Genomic DNA, 16,898 nt, shown 5'->3' with positions numbered 1-16,898 from the left:
CCACAGGGTGCGCCGCATTCGCCGGAGCCGGCGCACCGGGGCGGGACCGGACCAGCCCCAGGGTTTTCGTGCGGCGCGCACGCGCACCGCTTCGCCCGCCTCGCAAAACGCGCTAAGACCGGCGCAACGATGCGAAGAAACCGATGACCGAAGCCGAGCCTCAGGGCACCCCGCCCCCGGGCGACCCCATCGAACTGCGCCTGCGCCGTGCCCTGGGCGATCGATCCATCGTGCTCGTCGGCCTCATGGGAGCCGGCAAGAGCACGGTCGGGCGACGCTTGGCCTCGCGCCTCGGCTTGATGTTCCGGGATGCCGACATCGAGATCGAGACGGCGGCCAAGCTCACGATTCCGGACATCTTCGCCATCTACGGCGAGCCGAGCTTTCGCGATGGCGAGGAGCGGGTGATCGCCCGGCTCATGCGCGAGGGGCCCCTCGTTCTCGCCACGGGCGGGGGCGCTTTCATGCGGGCGAGCACGCGCGAGCGGATCGCGGAGCGCGGCGTCTCCGTGTGGCTCAAGGCCGAGCTCGACGTGCTCATGCGCCGGGTGCGCAAGCGCGGCGGCCGCCCCCTCCTCCAGACCGAAGACCCCGAGGAGACCCTGCGCGGATTGATGGAACTCCGGCATCCGGTCTACGCCGGTGCCGACGTGGTGGTCCTCTCCCGCGACGTCGCCCACGATCGGGTGGTGCAGGACGTGATGGAAGCCCTCGACGCCCATCTGAGCGGGCGCCCCGCCCAAAGACACGACCCGCAAGGAATCGCCGCCCAGTGACCGATCGCCTGACGGTGGACGTCCCCCTCGACCAGGGCCGTGCCTACAGCATCCTCATCGGCCGGGGCCTCCTGGACGAAGCCGGAACGCGCATCGCGGCCCTCGGCGCACGCGCTGCCGTGATCGTCACGGATTCCAACGTCGCCGCTCTCTACGCGGACCGCCTGCGCGCGAGCCTAGAGGCGGCGGGCCTGCGCGCGGGCCTCGTCACCGTGGCGCCGGGCGAAGCCTCGAAGAGCTACGCCACCTACGCGGAGGTCTGCGACGGGCTCCTCGCTCACAAGGTCGAGCGCGGCGACATCGTCGTGGCCCTGGGCGGGGGGGTCGTCGGCGATCTCGCGGGCTTCGCCGCCGCCACCCTCCGGCGCGGCGTCCGCTTCGTTCAGGCCCCGACCTCGCTCCTCGCCCAGGTCGATTCGTCCGTGGGCGGCAAGACCGGCATCAATTCGCCCCTCGGCAAGAACCTCATCGGGGCCTTTCATCAGCCGCGCCTAGTGCTGGCCGACACCGGTACCCTCGACACGCTCTCGGAGCGCGAGATGCGCGCCGGCTACGCGGAGGTGGCCAAATACGGCCTCATCGCCGATGCGGGGTTCTTCGACTGGTGCGAGGCGAACTGGGCCGGTCTCTTCTCCGGCGGCCCGGAGCGCGACGAAGCCGTGGCGATCTGCTGCCGGGCGAAGGCCGGCGTGGTGGTGCGCGACGAGCGCGAGGACGGCGAACGCGCCCTGTTGAACCTCGGCCACACCTTCGGCCACGCTCTCGAACGCCTGACGGGGTACGAGTCCGCCCGCCTCGTCCACGGCGAGGGCGTCGCCATCGGCCTCGCCCTCGCGTTCCGGTTCTCGGCCCGCCTCGGCCTGTGTCCGGGCCAGGATGCGGGCCGCGTCGCCAACCACCTCGCGCTCGCAGGCCTGCCCACCACCCTCGGGGCGGTGCCGGGCGGTTGCGGCGACGCCGATGCCCTCCTCGACGCCATGGCCCAGGACAAGAAAGTCCGCGACGGGGCCCTGACCTTCATCCTCGCCCGCGGGATCGGCCAGAGCTTCATCGCGCCCGGCATCGACGCCGGCGACGTGCGGGCCTTCCTCGCCGACGAACTGCGCGCCGGTTGAGCCGGTGACCACGGCTTCGGGCGCAGATCTTCCGCACGCGTATCCATCCGGACAAGCCGCCTCGGCGCGGGGCGACACGGAGATCGAGGCCCTGCGCCGCCGCGTGCGCGAACTCGAGGCCGAGGTGACACGCGTGAGCGAGTCGCCCCTCGGACAGGAGACGGGGGATCTCCGGCTCCTGTCCGACGCCCTTCCCGCCCTGGTCGCCCAGATCGGGCCCGATTACCGGTACCGCTTCAACAACCGGCACTACGAGACGTGGTTCGGGCGCCGTGCCGAGGGTCTCACGGGGGCCCACGTCCGCGACGTCCTCGGCGAGGCGGCGTTCGCCGAGCGTCGTCCCTTCATGGACCGGGCGCTCGCGGGCGAGGCCATCACCGTCTCCGGGTTTCTGCCGGATGGCGGCGGCCGGCGCCGGCCCTGTACCATCGACTACGTGCCGCGCCGGAACGCGGCCGGAACGGTCGAGACTTTCTTCGTCATCGTGGTCGATATCGGCGAGGGCCACGCCGCGGAGAGCCGGCGCCTGGCGCTGTCCGACCTCGGCGACCGCCTGCGCGACCTCGACGATACGGCCCAGATGGCATTCGTGGCGGCGGAGATTTTGGGGCGAACCCTCGGGGTGAGCCGCGCCGGCTACGGCACCATCGACCGGGCCACCGAAACCATCGCCATCGAGCGCGACTGGAATGCACCCGGCATCACCAGCCTCGCCGGCATCCTGCGGTTTCGCGATTACGGCTCGTATATCGAGGACCTCAAGCGCGGCGAGACCGTCATCTGCGTCGATGCGGAGACCGATCCGCGTACCGCCGCCACGGCCGAGGCGCTCAAGGCGATCTCGGCCCGGTCCTTCGTCAACATGCCTCTGACGGAGCATGGCGGCTTCGTCGCCCTGCTCTATCTCAACCACGCCACCGAGCGCGCCTGGCCGGCGGAAGAACTGGCGTTCATCCGCCAGGTCGCCGAGCGTGTCCGGGCCGCGACGGAGCGCGTGCGTGCCGAAGCCGCCCGCCGCGCCAGCGATGCGCAGTTCCACGCCTTCGCCCAGGCCGTGCCCAACCACGTCTGGGCGGCGACGGCGGAAGGACACCTCGATTGGTTCAACGCGCAGGTCTACGCCTATAGCGGCGCGGGGCCGGGCGAGCTCGACGGGGCGGCCTGGGGCAGCATCATCCATCCCGACGATCTCGGTGGCGTGGTCGTGAGCTGGGGCGCGGCGCTCGCTTCGGGTACGCCCTACGAGACCTCGTTCCGCATCCGCCGCGGGGACGGGGTCCATCGCTGGTTCCTGGTGCGCGCCGAACCGATCCGCGCCGATGACGGAAGCATCGTCCGCTGGGTCGGCACCAACACCGACATCGACGATCAGCGCACCGCATCGGCCGAACTCACCCGCCTCAACGCCCGCCTCGCCGATCAGGTCGAGCACCGCACGCGCGAGCGCGACCGCATCTGGGAGACCACCCACGATCTGATGGGCACGGCCGGCCTCGACGGCTACCTCAAGGCCGTGAATCCGGCCTGGAGCCGGACCCTCGGCTGGTCCGAGACGGAGCTTCTCGCGCAGCCTTTCCTCGTCCTCATCGATCCGGCGGACCACGCCGAGACCGCGACCGTGGTCCGGCGCCTCGCCGCGGGCGAAACGGTCACGGGCTTCGTCGACCGGATCTTCTGCAAGGACGGCCGCCAGCGCTTGGTCATGTGGAATGCGGCCCCCGGCGGCGACCACTTCTACATCGTCGGGCGCGACATCACCGAGCAGCGCCAGACCGAGGAAGCCCTGCGCCAAGCCCAGAAGATGGAGGCCGTGGGACAGCTCACCGGCGGCCTCGCGCACGACTTCAACAACCTGCTGACCGGCATCTCCGGCAGCCTCGAACTGCTGCAGACCCGGATGAGCCAGGGGCGGCTGACGGATCTCGACCGCTACATCAACGCGGCCCAGGGCGCCTCGAAGCGCGCGGCCGCCCTGACGCACCGCCTGCTGGCCTTCTCGCGCCGCCAGACCCTCGACCCGAAGCCGACCAACATCAACGGCCTCGTCGCCGGCATGGAGGAGCTCATCCGCCGCACCGTCGGCCCGGCCGTCACCATCGAGGTGGTGGGCGCAGCCGGCCTGTGGACGGCGCTCGTCGACCCGAACCAGCTCGAGAACGCCCTCCTCAACCTGTGCATCAACGCCCGCGACGCCATGCCGGCGGGCGGGCGCATCACCATCGAGACCGCCAACACGTGGGTGGACACCCGCGGCGCCCGGGAGCGCGATCTCGAGCCCGGCCAGTACCTGTCCCTGTGCGTCACCGACACGGGCACGGGCATGACGCCCGAGGTGGCGGCGCGCGCCTTCGACCCGTTCTTCACGACGAAGCCCCTGGGCGAGGGCACCGGTCTCGGCCTGTCGATGATCTACGGTTTCGTCCGCCAGTCGGGGGGGCAGGTCCGAATCTATTCGGAAGTTGGACAGGGCACGACCCTGTGCCTCTACCTGCCGCGGCATTACGGACAGGCCGAGGCTGCCGAGACGCCGGCCGATCTCGCCGATGCGCCCCGGGCCGAGCAGGGCCAAACGGTGCTCATCGTCGACGACGAACCCACCGTGCGCATGCTGGTCACCGAAGTCCTGGAGGATCTCGGCTACACGGCCATCGAGGCGGTGGACGGGGCGGCGGGCCTGAAGGTCCTGCGCTCGGACGTGCGCCTCGACCTCCTCGTCACCGATGTCGGCCTGCCAGGCGGCATGAACGGCCGGCAGATGGCCGATGCCGGCCGCGCCGTCCGCCCCGGCCTCAAGGTGCTGTTCATCACCGGCTACGCCGAGAACGCCGTGCTGGGCAACGGCACCCTGGAACCGGGCATGCAGGTGCTGACCAAGCCTTTCGTCATGGAGTCCCTGGCCGTTCGGATCCGGGACCTGATCACCGAAGTCCAGGCATGAGGCGGCATTCGATGCCTGCGTGTTTCGCCACGGAAAGCGCATTCACCGTATCGGCATGACATTCTCGTGATCTCTCGGGAAAGGAGCCGAGTCGGCACCGTTGCTTTGTTTTCGCGAAGGTAGATCGAGCGTCTTCACGATTGCGCTGCGCAACCTGCTCGTGCATGCGAAGGCAGTCGAAAGCCTCGTGGCTTGGAGGCGAAGGCCTTGCGGCTTGGAACTGATCGATGCGGCTCGATGCCCCGACCTTGCTCCTGGTAACGGTCATCCTGACTTTCACGGTCGGGATCCTGTTTCTTCTGTCGTGGAGCCAGGCCCGACGGATGCACGCCCTGGCGATCTGGGGGCTCGCCCACCTCGTCGGCGGCGTGGGCTCGGCCCTCCTCGCCCTGCGCGGACTGATCTCGGATCCGCTGTCCATCGGGCTCGCCAACGCCCTGATCATCGGCGCGTATGGGATGATCTGGAACGGCATCCTCGCCTTCGAAGGGCGGCGCCTGCGCCCCCGGCCGGTCATCCTCTGCGTCGCCCTGTGGAGCGGCGCATGCCTGGTGCCGGATTTCTTCGCCTCCGTTCCGGCGCGCATCGTCCTGGCCTCCGGCATGGCCGCGAGCTTCTGCTTCGCCATGGCGGCCCTGATCTGGAAGAAGCGAACCGAGCCCCTGGTTTCCCGCTACCCGGCCGTCTTTCTGCTGTTGGCCTATGGGGGGATGTACGCCGTGCGCGTTCCCATGGCCCTCCTCATCCCGCCCCAACCCGTGGGGGTGCATCCCCTGCAGACGAGTGCGTTCGCCATCCTCGCCTGCCTCGGGATGCTGTTCACCCTGGCCTTGGCCTTCGTGTTCATGGCACTCACGAAGGAACGCGCGGAGCGGCTGCAGCGCCTCGCCGCCGACACGGATCCGCTCACGGGCATCGCCAGCCGACGGGCCTTCGTGGCAGAAGCCCAGTCGGCGTTGAGCCGCTCGAACCGGACCGCGACCCTGCTGCTGTTCGATCTCGATCATTTCAAGCGCATCAACGACACCTACGGCCATGCCGTCGGCGACGCCGTGCTCGTCGGATTCTGCCACACCGCCGGTGCCCTGGTGCCCCCCGGCACGATCTTCGGCCGCATGGGCGGAGAGGAGTTCGCCTGCCTGCTGACCGGAACCGAGGATGCGCGTGCCCGCGCCGAGATGGTGCGCCGGGCCGTCGCGAGCCTCGCCGTGCCGACCCTGCCGGACCTGCACGTCAGCGTCAGCGTGGGGTTGGCGACGACGGAGGCCTGCGGCCACGACCTCGACGGACTCATGCGAGCGGCCGACGCGGCCCTCTACGCGGCCAAGCGCAACGGCCGGAACCGGGTCGAGAGCGGTGGTCCCGGCGGAAGCGCGCCGGCCCCCGACGGTGGCCTACTCGATCCGCACCATGACGGAATCGGAAGCCCCGCTGGCGTCCATCACCGAGATGCGAGCGAAGCCGGCGCCTTCGGGGCGCCACGCGGCCTGGCGCCGGGCACCGCCGGCGACGGGCAGGCCGTCGACCATCCAGGTCAGGGGTGGAACACCGCCCAGAGCCTTGAGGGCGAGGCTCGCACGGAGTTCCGTGTCAGGCGCGCTGCCCGCTAGATCGCCCTCCAAACCGGTGTCCGGCACACCGAGATCGATCCGGGCGCCATCGGGCGGGTAGGCGATCTTGAGGGTGGCCCCCAGGGCGGCCGAGACGGTCTTCGCCGCGTCGCGGCGGAGGTGGCGCAGCGGCGGCGGCAGGCCGGCATTGGTGGTCACCAAGGCGTCGGCCGGACGCGGCACGGGCTCGGGCTCGCCACCGAAGCGCGCGAAGGCGTCGAACAGGACCGGGGCGGCCACAACCCGCCCGACGAGGCCCGGCACGGCGTTGCCGTCCGGGCGCCCGGCCCAGACCGCCAGGGTGACGCGCCGGTCGAACCCCACGGCCCAGGCATCGCGATAGCCGTAGGACGTGCCCGTCTTGTAGGCGATGCGGTAGGGAAGAGCGTTCTCGGGCGGGGGGGCTCCCCGCAGGGTATCGGCCACGTACCAAGCCGCCACGGGTTCGGCGATGCGGGCATCGGGAGAGCCGAGGGCGGGACCGTCGAGGCGGCGCAGGAGGGGCGGCACCAGACCGCCGCGCGCCATCCCGGAAAAGAGCCGCGCGAGGTCGGTGAGGGTAATGCCCAGGCCACCGAGGGCCACGGGCAGGCCCGGGGCGGTGTCGCGCGGCAGCTCGATGCGCGCCCCCGCCGCCCGCAGGCGGGCGATGAAGCGGGCCGCCCCGACGGCCTGAAGCAGCTCCACCGCCGGCACGTTGAGGGAGAGCTGGAGGCCGCGCCGCGCCGTCACCGTACCCTGGTAGCCGAGGTCGAAATTCTCGGGGGCGTAGGCGCCGGAAAAGCGCACGGGCCGGTCGTCGAGCTGGGTCTCTGGATGGGCGATCCCCTGCTCGAAGGCCAGCGCGTAGATGAAGGGCTTCAAGGCCGAGCCCGGCGACCGGATCGCCACCGTCATGTCGATGGCACCCGACCGTGAGGCATCGCCGTGGCCCGGGCTGCCGACCTGGGCCAGCACCGCGCCCGTGCGGTTGTCGAGGGCTAGGATGGAGACGGACAGGCTTGGGCCCAGGGCGGCGGCACGCTCCGTGGCCAGTGCCTCGAGACTCGCCTGCAGGCGCCCGTCGACGGTGAGGCGGATGCTCCTCGAAGTGGGATCGGCCGCGACCGCCGCCTCCGCCGCGTGGGCCGCCAGCATCGGGAAGGGCCTTCGCCTCTGCGGCACGGGTTCGGCCTTGGCCGCCTTCGCCTCGGCCGGCGTGATGATCCCTTGCGCGGCCACACGGTCGAGGACCCGGTCGCGGGCATGCCGGGCGGCCATGGGGAAGCGGTCGGGCCGACGCGCTTCGGGGGCCTGCGGCAGGGCGACGAGCAAAGCCGCCTCGGCGAAGGAAAGCCGGGCCGGGTCGCGCCCGAAATAGGCCAGACTCGCCGCCCGCAGGCCCTCCACCGGGCCGCCATAGGGGGCGAGCGCGAGGTAGAGGTCGAGCACCCCCGCCTTGCCGAGGCGGCGCTCCAGTTCCACCGCCCGTACCATCTGGCGCAGCTTGGCGGTAAGCGAGCGCGCGGCGCGGGGCTCGACGAGGCGGGCCACCTGCATCGACAGGGTCGAGCCGCCCGAGACGATTCGGCCGTGCCGCAGCCATTGCCCGGCGGCGCGGAGCGTGGCGGCCGGGTCGATGCCCGGATGGGTGTCGAACCCCTTGTCCTCGTAGGCCGTCAGCATGGCGAGTAGGCGCGGATCGACCTGCCCTGCGGAGAGCGGCAGGCGCCAGCGCCCATCCACGGTGGCGAACGGGCGCAGGAGTCCGCCGTCGCGGTCGAGGACCACGGTGGAGCGCAAGCCGGCTTGCGTCAGATCGAGGGGCGGGAGGATGGCGACGAATCGCCAGAGGGCGAGGGTGACGATGGCGACCGTCGTCAGAAAGAAGACGAACAGCCCCGCGACAACTGTCCTCGTCGATCGCCTGGACCGCGACAGGCCCTCTCTCCTGGAAGGAGAGGGTTGGGGTGAGGTGTGGTCCATCCCCGGAGAGGTCACACACCTCACCCTGTCCCTCTCCTTCCAGGAGAGGGGACCCGCGCCGGCCTCGACATGACGGCCATCGCCCGCCGTGGAGGAGGCGTGAGCGTCCTCGACGGCCGAGGAACCGAAGGGCGGACCCTCGCGCGTCATCGCCCTACTTCGCGCTCACGACCACGGACCCGAAGCCCGTGCGCCCGAAGCGCTCGGGCCGGTACATGTCCTCGATGGTGGCGGCCGGGTGGACGTAGGTGCCGGGCGAGACGGCGCGCACGGTGTAGGCGACGCGGAAGAACGCCGACTGCTCGGTCGTCCGCTCGTAGGCGGCGACGAACCGGTCGTCGCGGAACGCCGTGTACACCGGTGCCACGTCGGACTTGGCGAAGGCGAGGCCGGTGAGCGCATCGGCGTCGAGGAGCTTCGGGTTGTCGATCTCCAGGCCGGCCGGCAGGCGATCCACCAGCAACAGGCGGCCGGGACTGGACTTGGCCTCCGTCACCTTGAGAACGACTACGAGGCGGTCGTTCTGGCGAATGCCCTGCGCGAGATCGACGGGGCTGCCGTCGAGGCGGTGATAGGTCCGCTCGATGGCGTAGCCCCGCGATTCGGCGGGCTCGGGCGCGATGGGGTTGCCGATCACGCTCACCACCATCTGCGCCGTCGTGGTGCCGGCGTTGACGATGGCGACGGGCTTTTCCGCCAGCGCATCGCCGCGATAGAGCCGCGCGAGGGCACCGGTCGCGGATGCGCCGTCGATGGTGAAGCGCAGGGCGTCGGAATCCTTGGCCAGCCCCTGCGCAGCCATGACCATCCAGGCGTTCTCCTGGGTGCTCGTCGGGCGCCCCGCCTGGCGCTCCTCGGCGATGACGGTCGCCAGGGGCTGGACCGCGTCGCGGGCGAGCCCGGTCTCGGCGGCCAGTGTCAGGAGGCCGGCGCCGTCGCGCAGGCGCGAGCCGTAATCCGGCCGGTCCGTGGGTCCCGGCCCCTTGAGTGCCGTCACCGCCGAGGCGAAGGCCTTGGCCGCCCGGCCCCGGTCGCCCAGCAGGGCGAGGGCCGCCGCGATCTGGCCGCGCCCGAGGGGGGTGGCGAAGGCGTCGAGCTTGGTGTCGGCGAGGTAGCGCAGATCCCCCATCACCGGTCGGCCGTTGCGGGCGAGCACGTAGGCCGCATAGGCGATGTCCATGCCGCCGTCCCGGACCTCGCTCGTGTTGGCCACCGCGTTGCGCAGGCTGTCGAGGGCGCTGGCGAAGGCGGTGGGTGGCACGGCAAAGCCTCGGTCGCGCGCCCGGGTGAGGAAGTCGGTGACGTAGGCGTTGAGCCAGACATCGGTCTGGCCGCCGACGGACCACAGGCCGAACTCGCCCGACGAGCCCTGGCGGGCGAGCACCCGGTCGATGGCCTCGCGGATGCGGATGTCCACGGCGTCGTCGACGCCCATCCGGTCCCCGGGCGCCGCGCGGCTGAGGGCCAGAAGCGGCATCGCCCGGCTCACGGTCTGCTCGGAGCAGGCGTAGGGGTAGCGCTCCAGGGCCTGGAGCAGGGCCGGCACGTCGAGGCCGGCGAGCGTCGAGGCCGTGACCGAGACGGCCCCGGTGCCGGGCAGGATGTCGGCGAGGAGTTCGTCCGTCACCCGCAGGGTCGCGCCGGGCGCGAGCGGCTGCACCGTGCGGCGCGCGAGGGGCCCGGTGCCGGCGCCGATCCCGAGCGCGAAGCTCTGGCCGATGCCGGGCGGCAGGCCGGGGCCAGTGAGTGTCACGTCGAGGCGCGTCGTGCCTGGACCGGCGGCGGTGATGGGAATCACCAGGGCCCCCTTGGCCCCCGCCTCCAGTCGCAGGGTCTTGTGGAGGGCCTCGGCCCCCACCACCACGGAACCGGTCAGGCCGAGATCGACGGTGTAGTCGCCCGCCGGCCCCTCGACGTTGTCGATGGCGATGTGGAAGCGCGAACGGTCGCCGACGTTGAGGAAGCGCGGCAGGGTGCCGGTGAGGATGACGGGATCGCGGATGATCACGTCGGCCTGGGCCGCGCCGACCTTCGACCGGCTCCAGGCCGTGACCATGACCCGGCCGGTGCCGTTGAAGGCCGGGAGCGGGAAGCTGACGCTGGCCCGGCCGTCGGGCCCGACGGTGACGGGGCCGGAATACAGCGCCAGGGGCGCCTGGGTCGGGGGCGTGTCGGCGAGTTCGGCCGCACCGCCGTCGCCGCCGGAGCGGATGGCGCCGAGCGTCCCCTGCATGCCGTCGATGAGGTAGCCGTAGACGTCGCGGATCTCGGGGCCGAGGGCCTTCTGACCGAAGAAGTGCCGGAACGGATCGGGGGATTCGTAGCGCGTCAGGTTGAGGATGCCGACATCGACGAGCGCCACGCTGACTCGGGCCGTCTCTCCGGAGCCGAGGCCCGCGAGGCGGATCGGAAGCGTGAGGGTCTCGCGGGGCCGCACCTTGGCGGGCGCCTCCACGGTGACGGCGAGGCTGCGGCTCGCCGGATCGACGGCGAACCACGCCACCCCGAGGGCCCGGCCCGGCAGGCGCTTGGCCGCCTGGTCGAGGGGCCGGTAGGCGGTGGCGACGAGATAGGCGCCGGCACCCCATTCGGGCTTGACCGGGATGTCGACGGTGGTGCCGCCGCTCGGCACCGCCACGGTCAGCACGGCGTGGACCTTGTCGCTCACCACCGCCAGGGTCGCCTGACCGGCAAAGCGCGGCTGAAGGCGGGCCCGCAGGGTTTCGCCGGTGGCATAGGACGGTTTGTCGAGGCGCAGATCGAGGAGGTCCGGCACGTCCGCCGTCTCGCCCCCGCCCCAGCCGACCGTGAAGGTGACGCTCGCGGTGGCCTGCGGCCGGCCCGGCACGCTCGCCTCCAGGCGATAGGTGCCGTAGCTCACCACGGAATTGATCCGCCCGAGGGTGTCGGACGCGAGATCGAGTTTCCCGTCGGCGATGCGCCGGGTGCTGGTGACGGGCTCGAACGACCAACGCCCGCCCTCGCGGTACCATTGGTAGGTCTTCTCGACCTTCTGCAGGGTCCAGGCGACGCCCGCTTGGGACAAGCGCCGGCCATCGGGCGCCGCCATGGCGACCTCGAAGCCGGCGGTGCCGCCCTCGGGCAGGTCGCCCGAGAAGGTCTTGCGGATCGCCAGCACCGGGCCGGCGGGCAGGATCGGCAGGGTGAGGGTGCGCGAGAGCGCCCGGCCGCCCGGCTCGCCGACCTGAAGGGTGATGCGGGCCTCCGTGGGGCGCGGGGCGGCAAGCGCCGGCACCGGCACGGTGAGGCGGGCGGCCCCCTGCGCGTCCGTGGTGGCCCGCGCCTCGATCTCCTGGGAGACGGCTTCGACCCGCTCGTCGTCGAGGCCGACGGAGAAGCCCTCCAACCCCTTGATGCCGCTGCCCGCCGCCTGCTGCACCAGCACGGTGCCGGAGACTTCGAGCCCCGAGCCCGGCGCGCCGTAGAGGTAGCGCGCCGCGACATCGATGGTGGCCGGCGCGTCCCGGACGAGGCTCGGGGTCGCGCTCGACAGCGTCACATCCAGGCGCTCGGGCACGTAATCCTCGACGAGGAAGCTCGCCTCGCCGATGGCGGGCGCCTTGGGGTCGGTATAGGCCGAGACCCGCCAGGTGCCGTGCATGGCCCCAGCCAGGAGGGGCACCGCGAGCGAGCGCCCGCCGAGGCCGGCATCCGGCACGGCGACGCGGCGGGCCTCGACGCCGTCGGGGCGCTTGAGCACGAGCGTCAGGGGCAGGTCGGGCACGGCGACGCCCACGGCGTCGCGCAGGAGGGCGGTGAGGTTCACGGTCTCGCCCGAGCGGTAGACGCCGCGCTCGGGGAACACGTAGGCCTCGACGGCCCCGGGCTGGGGCCGGCCCTTCACGCCGCGATCCGTCAGGTCGAAGGCGGATTGGTTCAGGTCGAGGAAGCCGTAATCGTCGCCCATCTGGGCCACGACGAGACCCGGCGCGATCCCGCCCTCCCCGCGCGCGAGACCGGCCGCGAAGGCGGCGTGGCCCTGCGCGTCGGTCTTGGCGGTCGCCAGGACCTCGTTGTTGCGGGCCACCAGCCGGATTTCGGCGCCCGCCACCACGGCCGCCGAAGCGAGGGACCGGGCGAAGACGTGGACCCCGTCGCGGCCCTTGAACACCGTCAGCCCGAGGTCCGAGACCACGAACCACTGCGTCGCCTGTTGCTCGTAGCCGCCCTCCTCGTCCGTCGCGCCGGCGACGCCCGTGGGCTGGGCCAGCATGACGTAGAGACCGGGTTCCAACTTGCCCACCGCCTGAAGCACGGGGAAGGCCGTGACGGCTTCCGCGTTCGGCTCGGCCTTGGCCGTGTCGAGCACGCCCTTCCAGACCCGCTGGCCCTTCTGCTCGGCGATGGTCTTCGCCGTCGAGCCGTTGAGCTGGGAGAGGAAATCTTCCGAGCGCAGCGACGGCAGCAGGCCGCGATCGCCGATGCGCAGGACCTCGACGTCGAGCTTCGCTGCGTTCACCGAGATCAGGGGCACCCCGGCCTGACCCGTGCGCGGCAGGACGTAGTTGCGCCCGGTGAACCGCACCTGGGGCGAGCGGTCCCGGACATAGACCTCGTAGTCGAACGACTTCAGCAGGGTCTCGCCGGCCGCAGACGGAATCCCCTGGCGCAGGACGAAGGCGTAGCGCTCACCATGCTTGAGTCCGTCGACGCAGACCTGCTGGCCGCTCCCCGTGACGGCGGCGTTGGCCGCGCCCGAGACGGCGACGAAGGGGGTGAAATCGGTCTTCGCGGCCAGCCCTTCGGAGAACTGGAAGCAGACGCGCGGGGCGGCGGCATCGGAATCGATCTTGTAGTCGAGGACACGGAAGCCGTGCTCGGCCCGCAGCCCCTCGTAGGTCTCGCGCACCTGCGCGTCGTCGGCGAGCGCGAGGCTGGCGCGGTAGGCTTCCAGGGACGGGCGCCACTCGGATTCGGCGGCCTGGACTTCGCCGAGGGTGGCGAGCGCCTCGGCCTCGGCGGCGGCGGTGGCCGCGCGCAGGTAAGCCACGTAGGCGGCGGCCCGGGCGTTGCGGCGCAGACGCATCCGGCTGCTGTAATCGCCGGTCTCACCGGTGCCGACGGCGCTCGCGGCACGGGCGTAGGCGAGCCAGTTCTCGGGGTTGCCCGGCTCGGCGGCGACGGCGGCCCCGAGGGGCTTGAGCGCCTCGATGGGTTTTTCGGCCTCCATCAGGGCCGCGCCCTCGGCCCGTGCCCGAGCGGCCGGGCGCGGCGGGCCGGCCTCGGCCTTGAGGGCGGCCTCGAGGCGTACGCCGTCGCTGGCGAGGGTTTCACGCTGAAAGGCTTTGGGGGCCGGGGCCTTCAGGCCCGTCCTGGTGGGTTGGCCCAGGGGTGCCTGCGCCTGCGCAGGCGGGTCGAACAGGCCGGCGAGGAGGAACGCGCCCGCTGCCACGAGCGCCGTGCGCCTGTGCCCCGTCGATCCCGCCATCGCCAACCCCATCGACTCGACCCCGCCCGCACGGCGCTCCGGGCCGGGACCGTAGCACTTCGCCTCCCGCCCGCAATCCGGGATCGACGCCCTGGAATTCACGCGGCGCCTCTGCCAAGCTCCATCCCGCGTTTCGGAGGCACGGATCGATGGTGCGACGGGTTCGGGCCGGTTTGGGAATGGGCTGCGTCGTGTTGGGTCTCGCCCCGGCGCTGGCCCTGGCCCAGGCACCGAGGCCCGCCGGGCCGCCTCCGCGGGCGGCTGCGCCCGACCCGGCCTTCGAAGCGGCCAAGGCGGCGTACGAGGCGTTGCCGGAAGCCGAACGCAAGGCCCTCCAGGACGCCCTGGTCTGGACGGGGGATTCCAACGCCGTCGTCACCGGCACGTTCGGGAAGCGCACCTACGACGCCTTGAACGCCTACCGGGCCCGGACGGGCGGCGGGGGCGGCCTCCTCGACGCGACCGGCCGCGCGGGACTGCTCAAGGCCGGTGCGGCCGCGCGCGCGGCGGCCGGCTTCCTCATCAAGCCCGATCCGGCGAGCGGCACGGTTCTGGGCCTGCCCGAGCGGTTGCTGCCCAAGCGCGGAGCGATCCCGGGCGGCACCCGCTGGCAAAGCGCGGATGGCCGCATCACCGTGGAGACGAAGTCGTTCGCCCCCGGCGAGTCGAGCCTCGAAGCGATGTTCGCCCGCCTCACCGCGCCGACCCCCGAGCGCCGCGTGACGTACAAGCTTCAGCGGCCGGACTTCCTCGTGGTCACCGCCGAGACACCCGCGGGCAAGTCCTACATCCGCTACGCCGCCGGGGAAGCCGGCCTGCGCGGTCTGACCCTGGGCTACGACAAAGCGCTCTCGGAGACGTTCGACCGCCTCGTCATCGCCATCGCCAACAGCTTCGTGCCGTTCCCGGACGCGGCGCCCGCGGCTCCGGTCGCCCGCGCCGCTCCAATCCCGCCCCCCCTGATCGACCGTCCCGCCGCGCCCTTCGCGACGGGGCTGCTGGTGGCGCCGGGTCGTGTGCTCACGAGTGCCGCCGCCCTCGACGGCTGCGCCATCCCAAGGGTCAACGGTGGGGCCGCCCGCATCGCGATGCGCGACGGCGGCCTGATGCTTCTGGATGTGTCGGGCCCGTCGAAGTCGGGTGCTCCGCCGGCCCTGCAGTGGGCGGGCGCGACGGCCTCGAGATCCGTGCTGGTGATGGGGGCGGAGGGGAACGGCGCCGTGGCGGCGGCGCCCGGCTTTCTCGCGAGCGACGGGCGAATCGAGGCGCCTCTTCAGCCGGGCGCCGGGGGGGCACCGATCCTGGACGCCAGCGGGGCGCTCTCCGGACTCGTTGCCAGCTATCCGAGCGCGCCGCGCAAGGTGGCGGGGGTGGTGCCGCCAGCGCGGTACGGAACGGTTGCGGCCGACCGGATCGGCGCGTTCCTGACTTCGGCCGGCGTGACGACCGCGACCGCTGGGAGCAGCCCGTCCGGAACCGTCGTTGCGCGGCTGGCAGGCGCCGTGGTCGGAATCACCTGCCAGCCTTGAACGCAGCGACCCGAACGGCGAGCTTCGCGTTCGGGCCGATACGCCGACAAGTCCCAAAGATCTCGCTTGGCTAGTGTCTCAAGACGAGGTTCGGAAGCTCAGAGTCGTCCGGTCACCAGCAGCACGATGAGGATGATCACGAGGATACCGCCGAGGCCGAAGCTCTGTCCGCGATAGGCGCCGCCGCCGAGGAAGTTGCCGCCGCCGAGAACCGCGATGATGAGGATGATGAGAAGGATGGTGGTCAAGGTCATGGAACGGAACTCCGGGGCGCGCTCAACCGCTTCGGCTTGAGCTTGACCGTTCAAACGCCCCGCATCGGATTCCGTTCAACCGGACGGGACCGAGATTTTCTCGAACCCGCCGATTTTCACTTAATCCCGTCCGCCGACCGGCCCCACCCCGCCTCAATAGAGCGGCGGAAGCTCGACATTCGGGATTGGGAACGGGCCGAGCATCAGGCGACCGTCGGCGATCCGCAGGGGTGGGAGGGCCTTCAGGGCCGGGTCGGCCGGGGGCACCGCGTCGGGTGCCGCCGCCTCCGCCCGGGCACGGCGGCCGCCGCCGAGGAACTGGCCGACGAGGTTGCCGATGAGGGCGCCCTTCTCGGCGCCGAAGCGCTGGCCCATGACTTGGCCGACGATGGCTTCGACGCCGGCGGCGCGCACGTCGATCTGGCCTTCCGGACGATGGCTCGGATCGAGACTCAGGCTGCCGTGGGCCTGGGCCCGACGATTGCCCTTGGCGAGCGACAGGAGGGCGATGTCGAGGCTGCCGCCGGCTTGGCGCCAGGCCTCCAGTTCCCGCGCCACCGTTCCCGTGTGCAGGGTCGCGGCCCGGTTCACAGTGGCGTCGAGGGCGATGTCGGTCGGGTCGGCGTTGCCGACGTAGGGATCGATGAACGGCACCGCCGCCTTGGCGACGCGCAGGCTGAGGTCGACGGCTCCCTCGGCGGCGAAGCGGCCGGGGGTCGGCCGGCCATGGGCCTCAAGGTGCTGGGCGTCGAAGGCGATGTCGGGCTGCCCGGGTCCGCGCACGGTGCCCTTCAGGGCGTCGACCACCACGGAGGCGCGCACGAACGCCTCGGAGGCGCCGTGGAAGCTCGCCTCCAGGGACGTCCATGTCACGTCGCCGGTGAGATCGCCCTGCTCCACGTGGAACGGCCCGGCCACCTGCAGGATGCCCTGGCGCGGCTGATAGACCTGAACCACGGCGGTGATCGGCCCCAGGGTGAAGCGGCTGTCGGCACGGGCGAAGGCGAGGGACGCGCAGCGGAGTTCGATGCGGAACGGATAGCCGGAGATCGACCGGTCGGCACAGGTCCAGGTCCGGCCAGCCGCCGCCTCCCGGCCGAGCCAGGCATCCATCTCGCGGCCCGCCCGGTCGCGGACCCAGACCCATGCGGCGGACCACAGGACCACGAGGGTGGCGAGCAGGATGAAGGGGACGAACAGGCCTTTTCGCGAATGCGCGCGGGGCGCGGCCGGCGTTGTCGTCGTTGTCATCGGGTCCCCGC

8 protein-coding genes and 1 pseudogene are annotated in these 16,898 nt (G+C 71.9%); 5 read left to right on the top strand and 4 right to left on the bottom strand.

The window, feature by feature from the left end; all coding sequences use genetic code 11:
* Positions 1 to 143 precede the first annotated feature (143 nt).
* From ASF22_RS21460 to ASF22_RS25350, 4 genes and pseudogenes are all read left to right on the top strand, one after another.
* Positions 144 to 776 carry a shikimate kinase gene (locus tag ASF22_RS21460; RefSeq protein WP_056176774.1) on the top strand — a complete coding sequence of 211 codons (633 nt, stop codon included), beginning with the start codon at positions 144 to 146 and terminating at the stop codon, positions 774 to 776.
* Positions 773 to 1,891, top strand: coding sequence for a 3-dehydroquinate synthase (aroB, locus tag ASF22_RS21455; protein WP_056268120.1), 1,119 nt, complete (start codon positions 773 to 775; stop codon positions 1,889 to 1,891). Before ASF22_RS21460 ends, aroB begins: the two co-directional genes overlap by 4 nt.
* A 4-nt stretch (positions 1,892 to 1,895) precedes the next feature.
* A complete protein-coding gene (locus ASF22_RS21450) occupies positions 1,896 to 4,829 on the top strand; it encodes a PAS domain S-box protein (protein WP_056268117.1) in 2,934 nt (977 codons plus the stop codon).
* Between the two features lie 227 nt (positions 4,830 to 5,056).
* Positions 5,057 to 6,169 (top strand): annotated as a pseudogene (locus tag ASF22_RS25350) (GGDEF domain-containing protein); the annotation flags it as partial.
* A 54-nt stretch (positions 6,170 to 6,223) separates the two neighbouring features.
* On the opposite strand, the gene pbpC reads toward ASF22_RS25350, so the two are convergent.
* Positions 6,224 to 8,404 carry a penicillin-binding protein 1C gene (pbpC, locus tag ASF22_RS21440; RefSeq protein WP_082483916.1) on the bottom strand — a complete coding sequence of 727 codons (2,181 nt, stop codon included), beginning with the start codon at positions 8,402 to 8,404 and terminating at the stop codon, positions 6,224 to 6,226.
* A 154-nt stretch (positions 8,405 to 8,558) separates the two neighbouring features.
* The gene (locus tag ASF22_RS21435) at positions 8,559 to 13,853 is read right to left on the bottom strand and encodes an alpha-2-macroglobulin (RefSeq protein ID WP_056268115.1); all 5,295 of its coding nucleotides are present in this window, start codon (positions 13,851 to 13,853) and stop codon (positions 8,559 to 8,561) included.
* Between the two features lie 149 nt (positions 13,854 to 14,002).
* Here ASF22_RS21435 and ASF22_RS21430 point away from each other — a divergent pair, with 149 nt between their 5' ends.
* Entirely contained in the window at positions 14,003 to 15,382 is a 1,380-nt protein-coding gene (locus ASF22_RS21430) for a hypothetical protein (RefSeq protein WP_056268113.1), read from the top strand.
* A gap of 98 nt (positions 15,383 to 15,480) precedes the next feature.
* Here the strand turns inward: ASF22_RS21430 and ASF22_RS24280 are convergent, their stop codons facing one another.
* Positions 15,481 to 15,636, bottom strand: coding sequence for a DUF3309 domain-containing protein (locus ASF22_RS24280; protein ID WP_156369003.1), 156 nt, complete (start codon positions 15,634 to 15,636; stop codon positions 15,481 to 15,483).
* Between the two features lie 153 nt (positions 15,637 to 15,789).
* A complete protein-coding gene (locus ASF22_RS21425; protein ID WP_056268267.1) occupies positions 15,790 to 16,887 on the bottom strand; it encodes a DUF2125 domain-containing protein in 1,098 nt (365 codons plus the stop codon).
* Between the last annotated feature and the right edge of the window lie 11 nt (positions 16,888 to 16,898).

The sequence above is a fragment of the Methylobacterium sp. Leaf87 genome, from assembly GCF_001422775.1.
In the GTDB taxonomy this organism is placed as follows: Bacteria; Pseudomonadota; Alphaproteobacteria; order Rhizobiales; family Beijerinckiaceae; genus Methylobacterium.
Note: the sequence above shows the minus strand (reverse complement) of the source record. Positions and strands in the feature narration are given on the sequence as shown.

What these genes read in the sequence shown, in the direction of transcription:
- pbpC (WP_082483916.1), bottom strand. Translation starts at nt 8,404, where the DNA reads ATGGACCACACCTCACCCCAACCCTCTCCTTCCAGGAGAGAGGGCCTG.
- ASF22_RS24280 (WP_156369003.1), bottom strand. Translation starts at nt 15,636, where the DNA reads ATGACCTTGACCACCATCCTTCTCATCATCCTCATCATCGCGGTTCTC.
- ASF22_RS21430 (WP_056268113.1), top strand. Translation starts at nt 14,003, where the DNA reads ATGGTGCGACGGGTTCGGGCCGGTTTGGGAATGGGCTGCGTCGTGTTG.
- ASF22_RS21425 (WP_056268267.1), bottom strand. Translation starts at nt 16,887, where the DNA reads ATGACAACGACGACAACGCCGGCCGCGCCCCGCGCGCATTCGCGAAAA.
- ASF22_RS21460 (WP_056176774.1), top strand. Translation starts at nt 144, where the DNA reads ATGACCGAAGCCGAGCCTCAGGGCACCCCGCCCCCGGGCGACCCCATC.
- ASF22_RS21435 (WP_056268115.1), bottom strand. Translation starts at nt 13,853, where the DNA reads ATGGCGGGATCGACGGGGCACAGGCGCACGGCGCTCGTGGCAGCGGGC.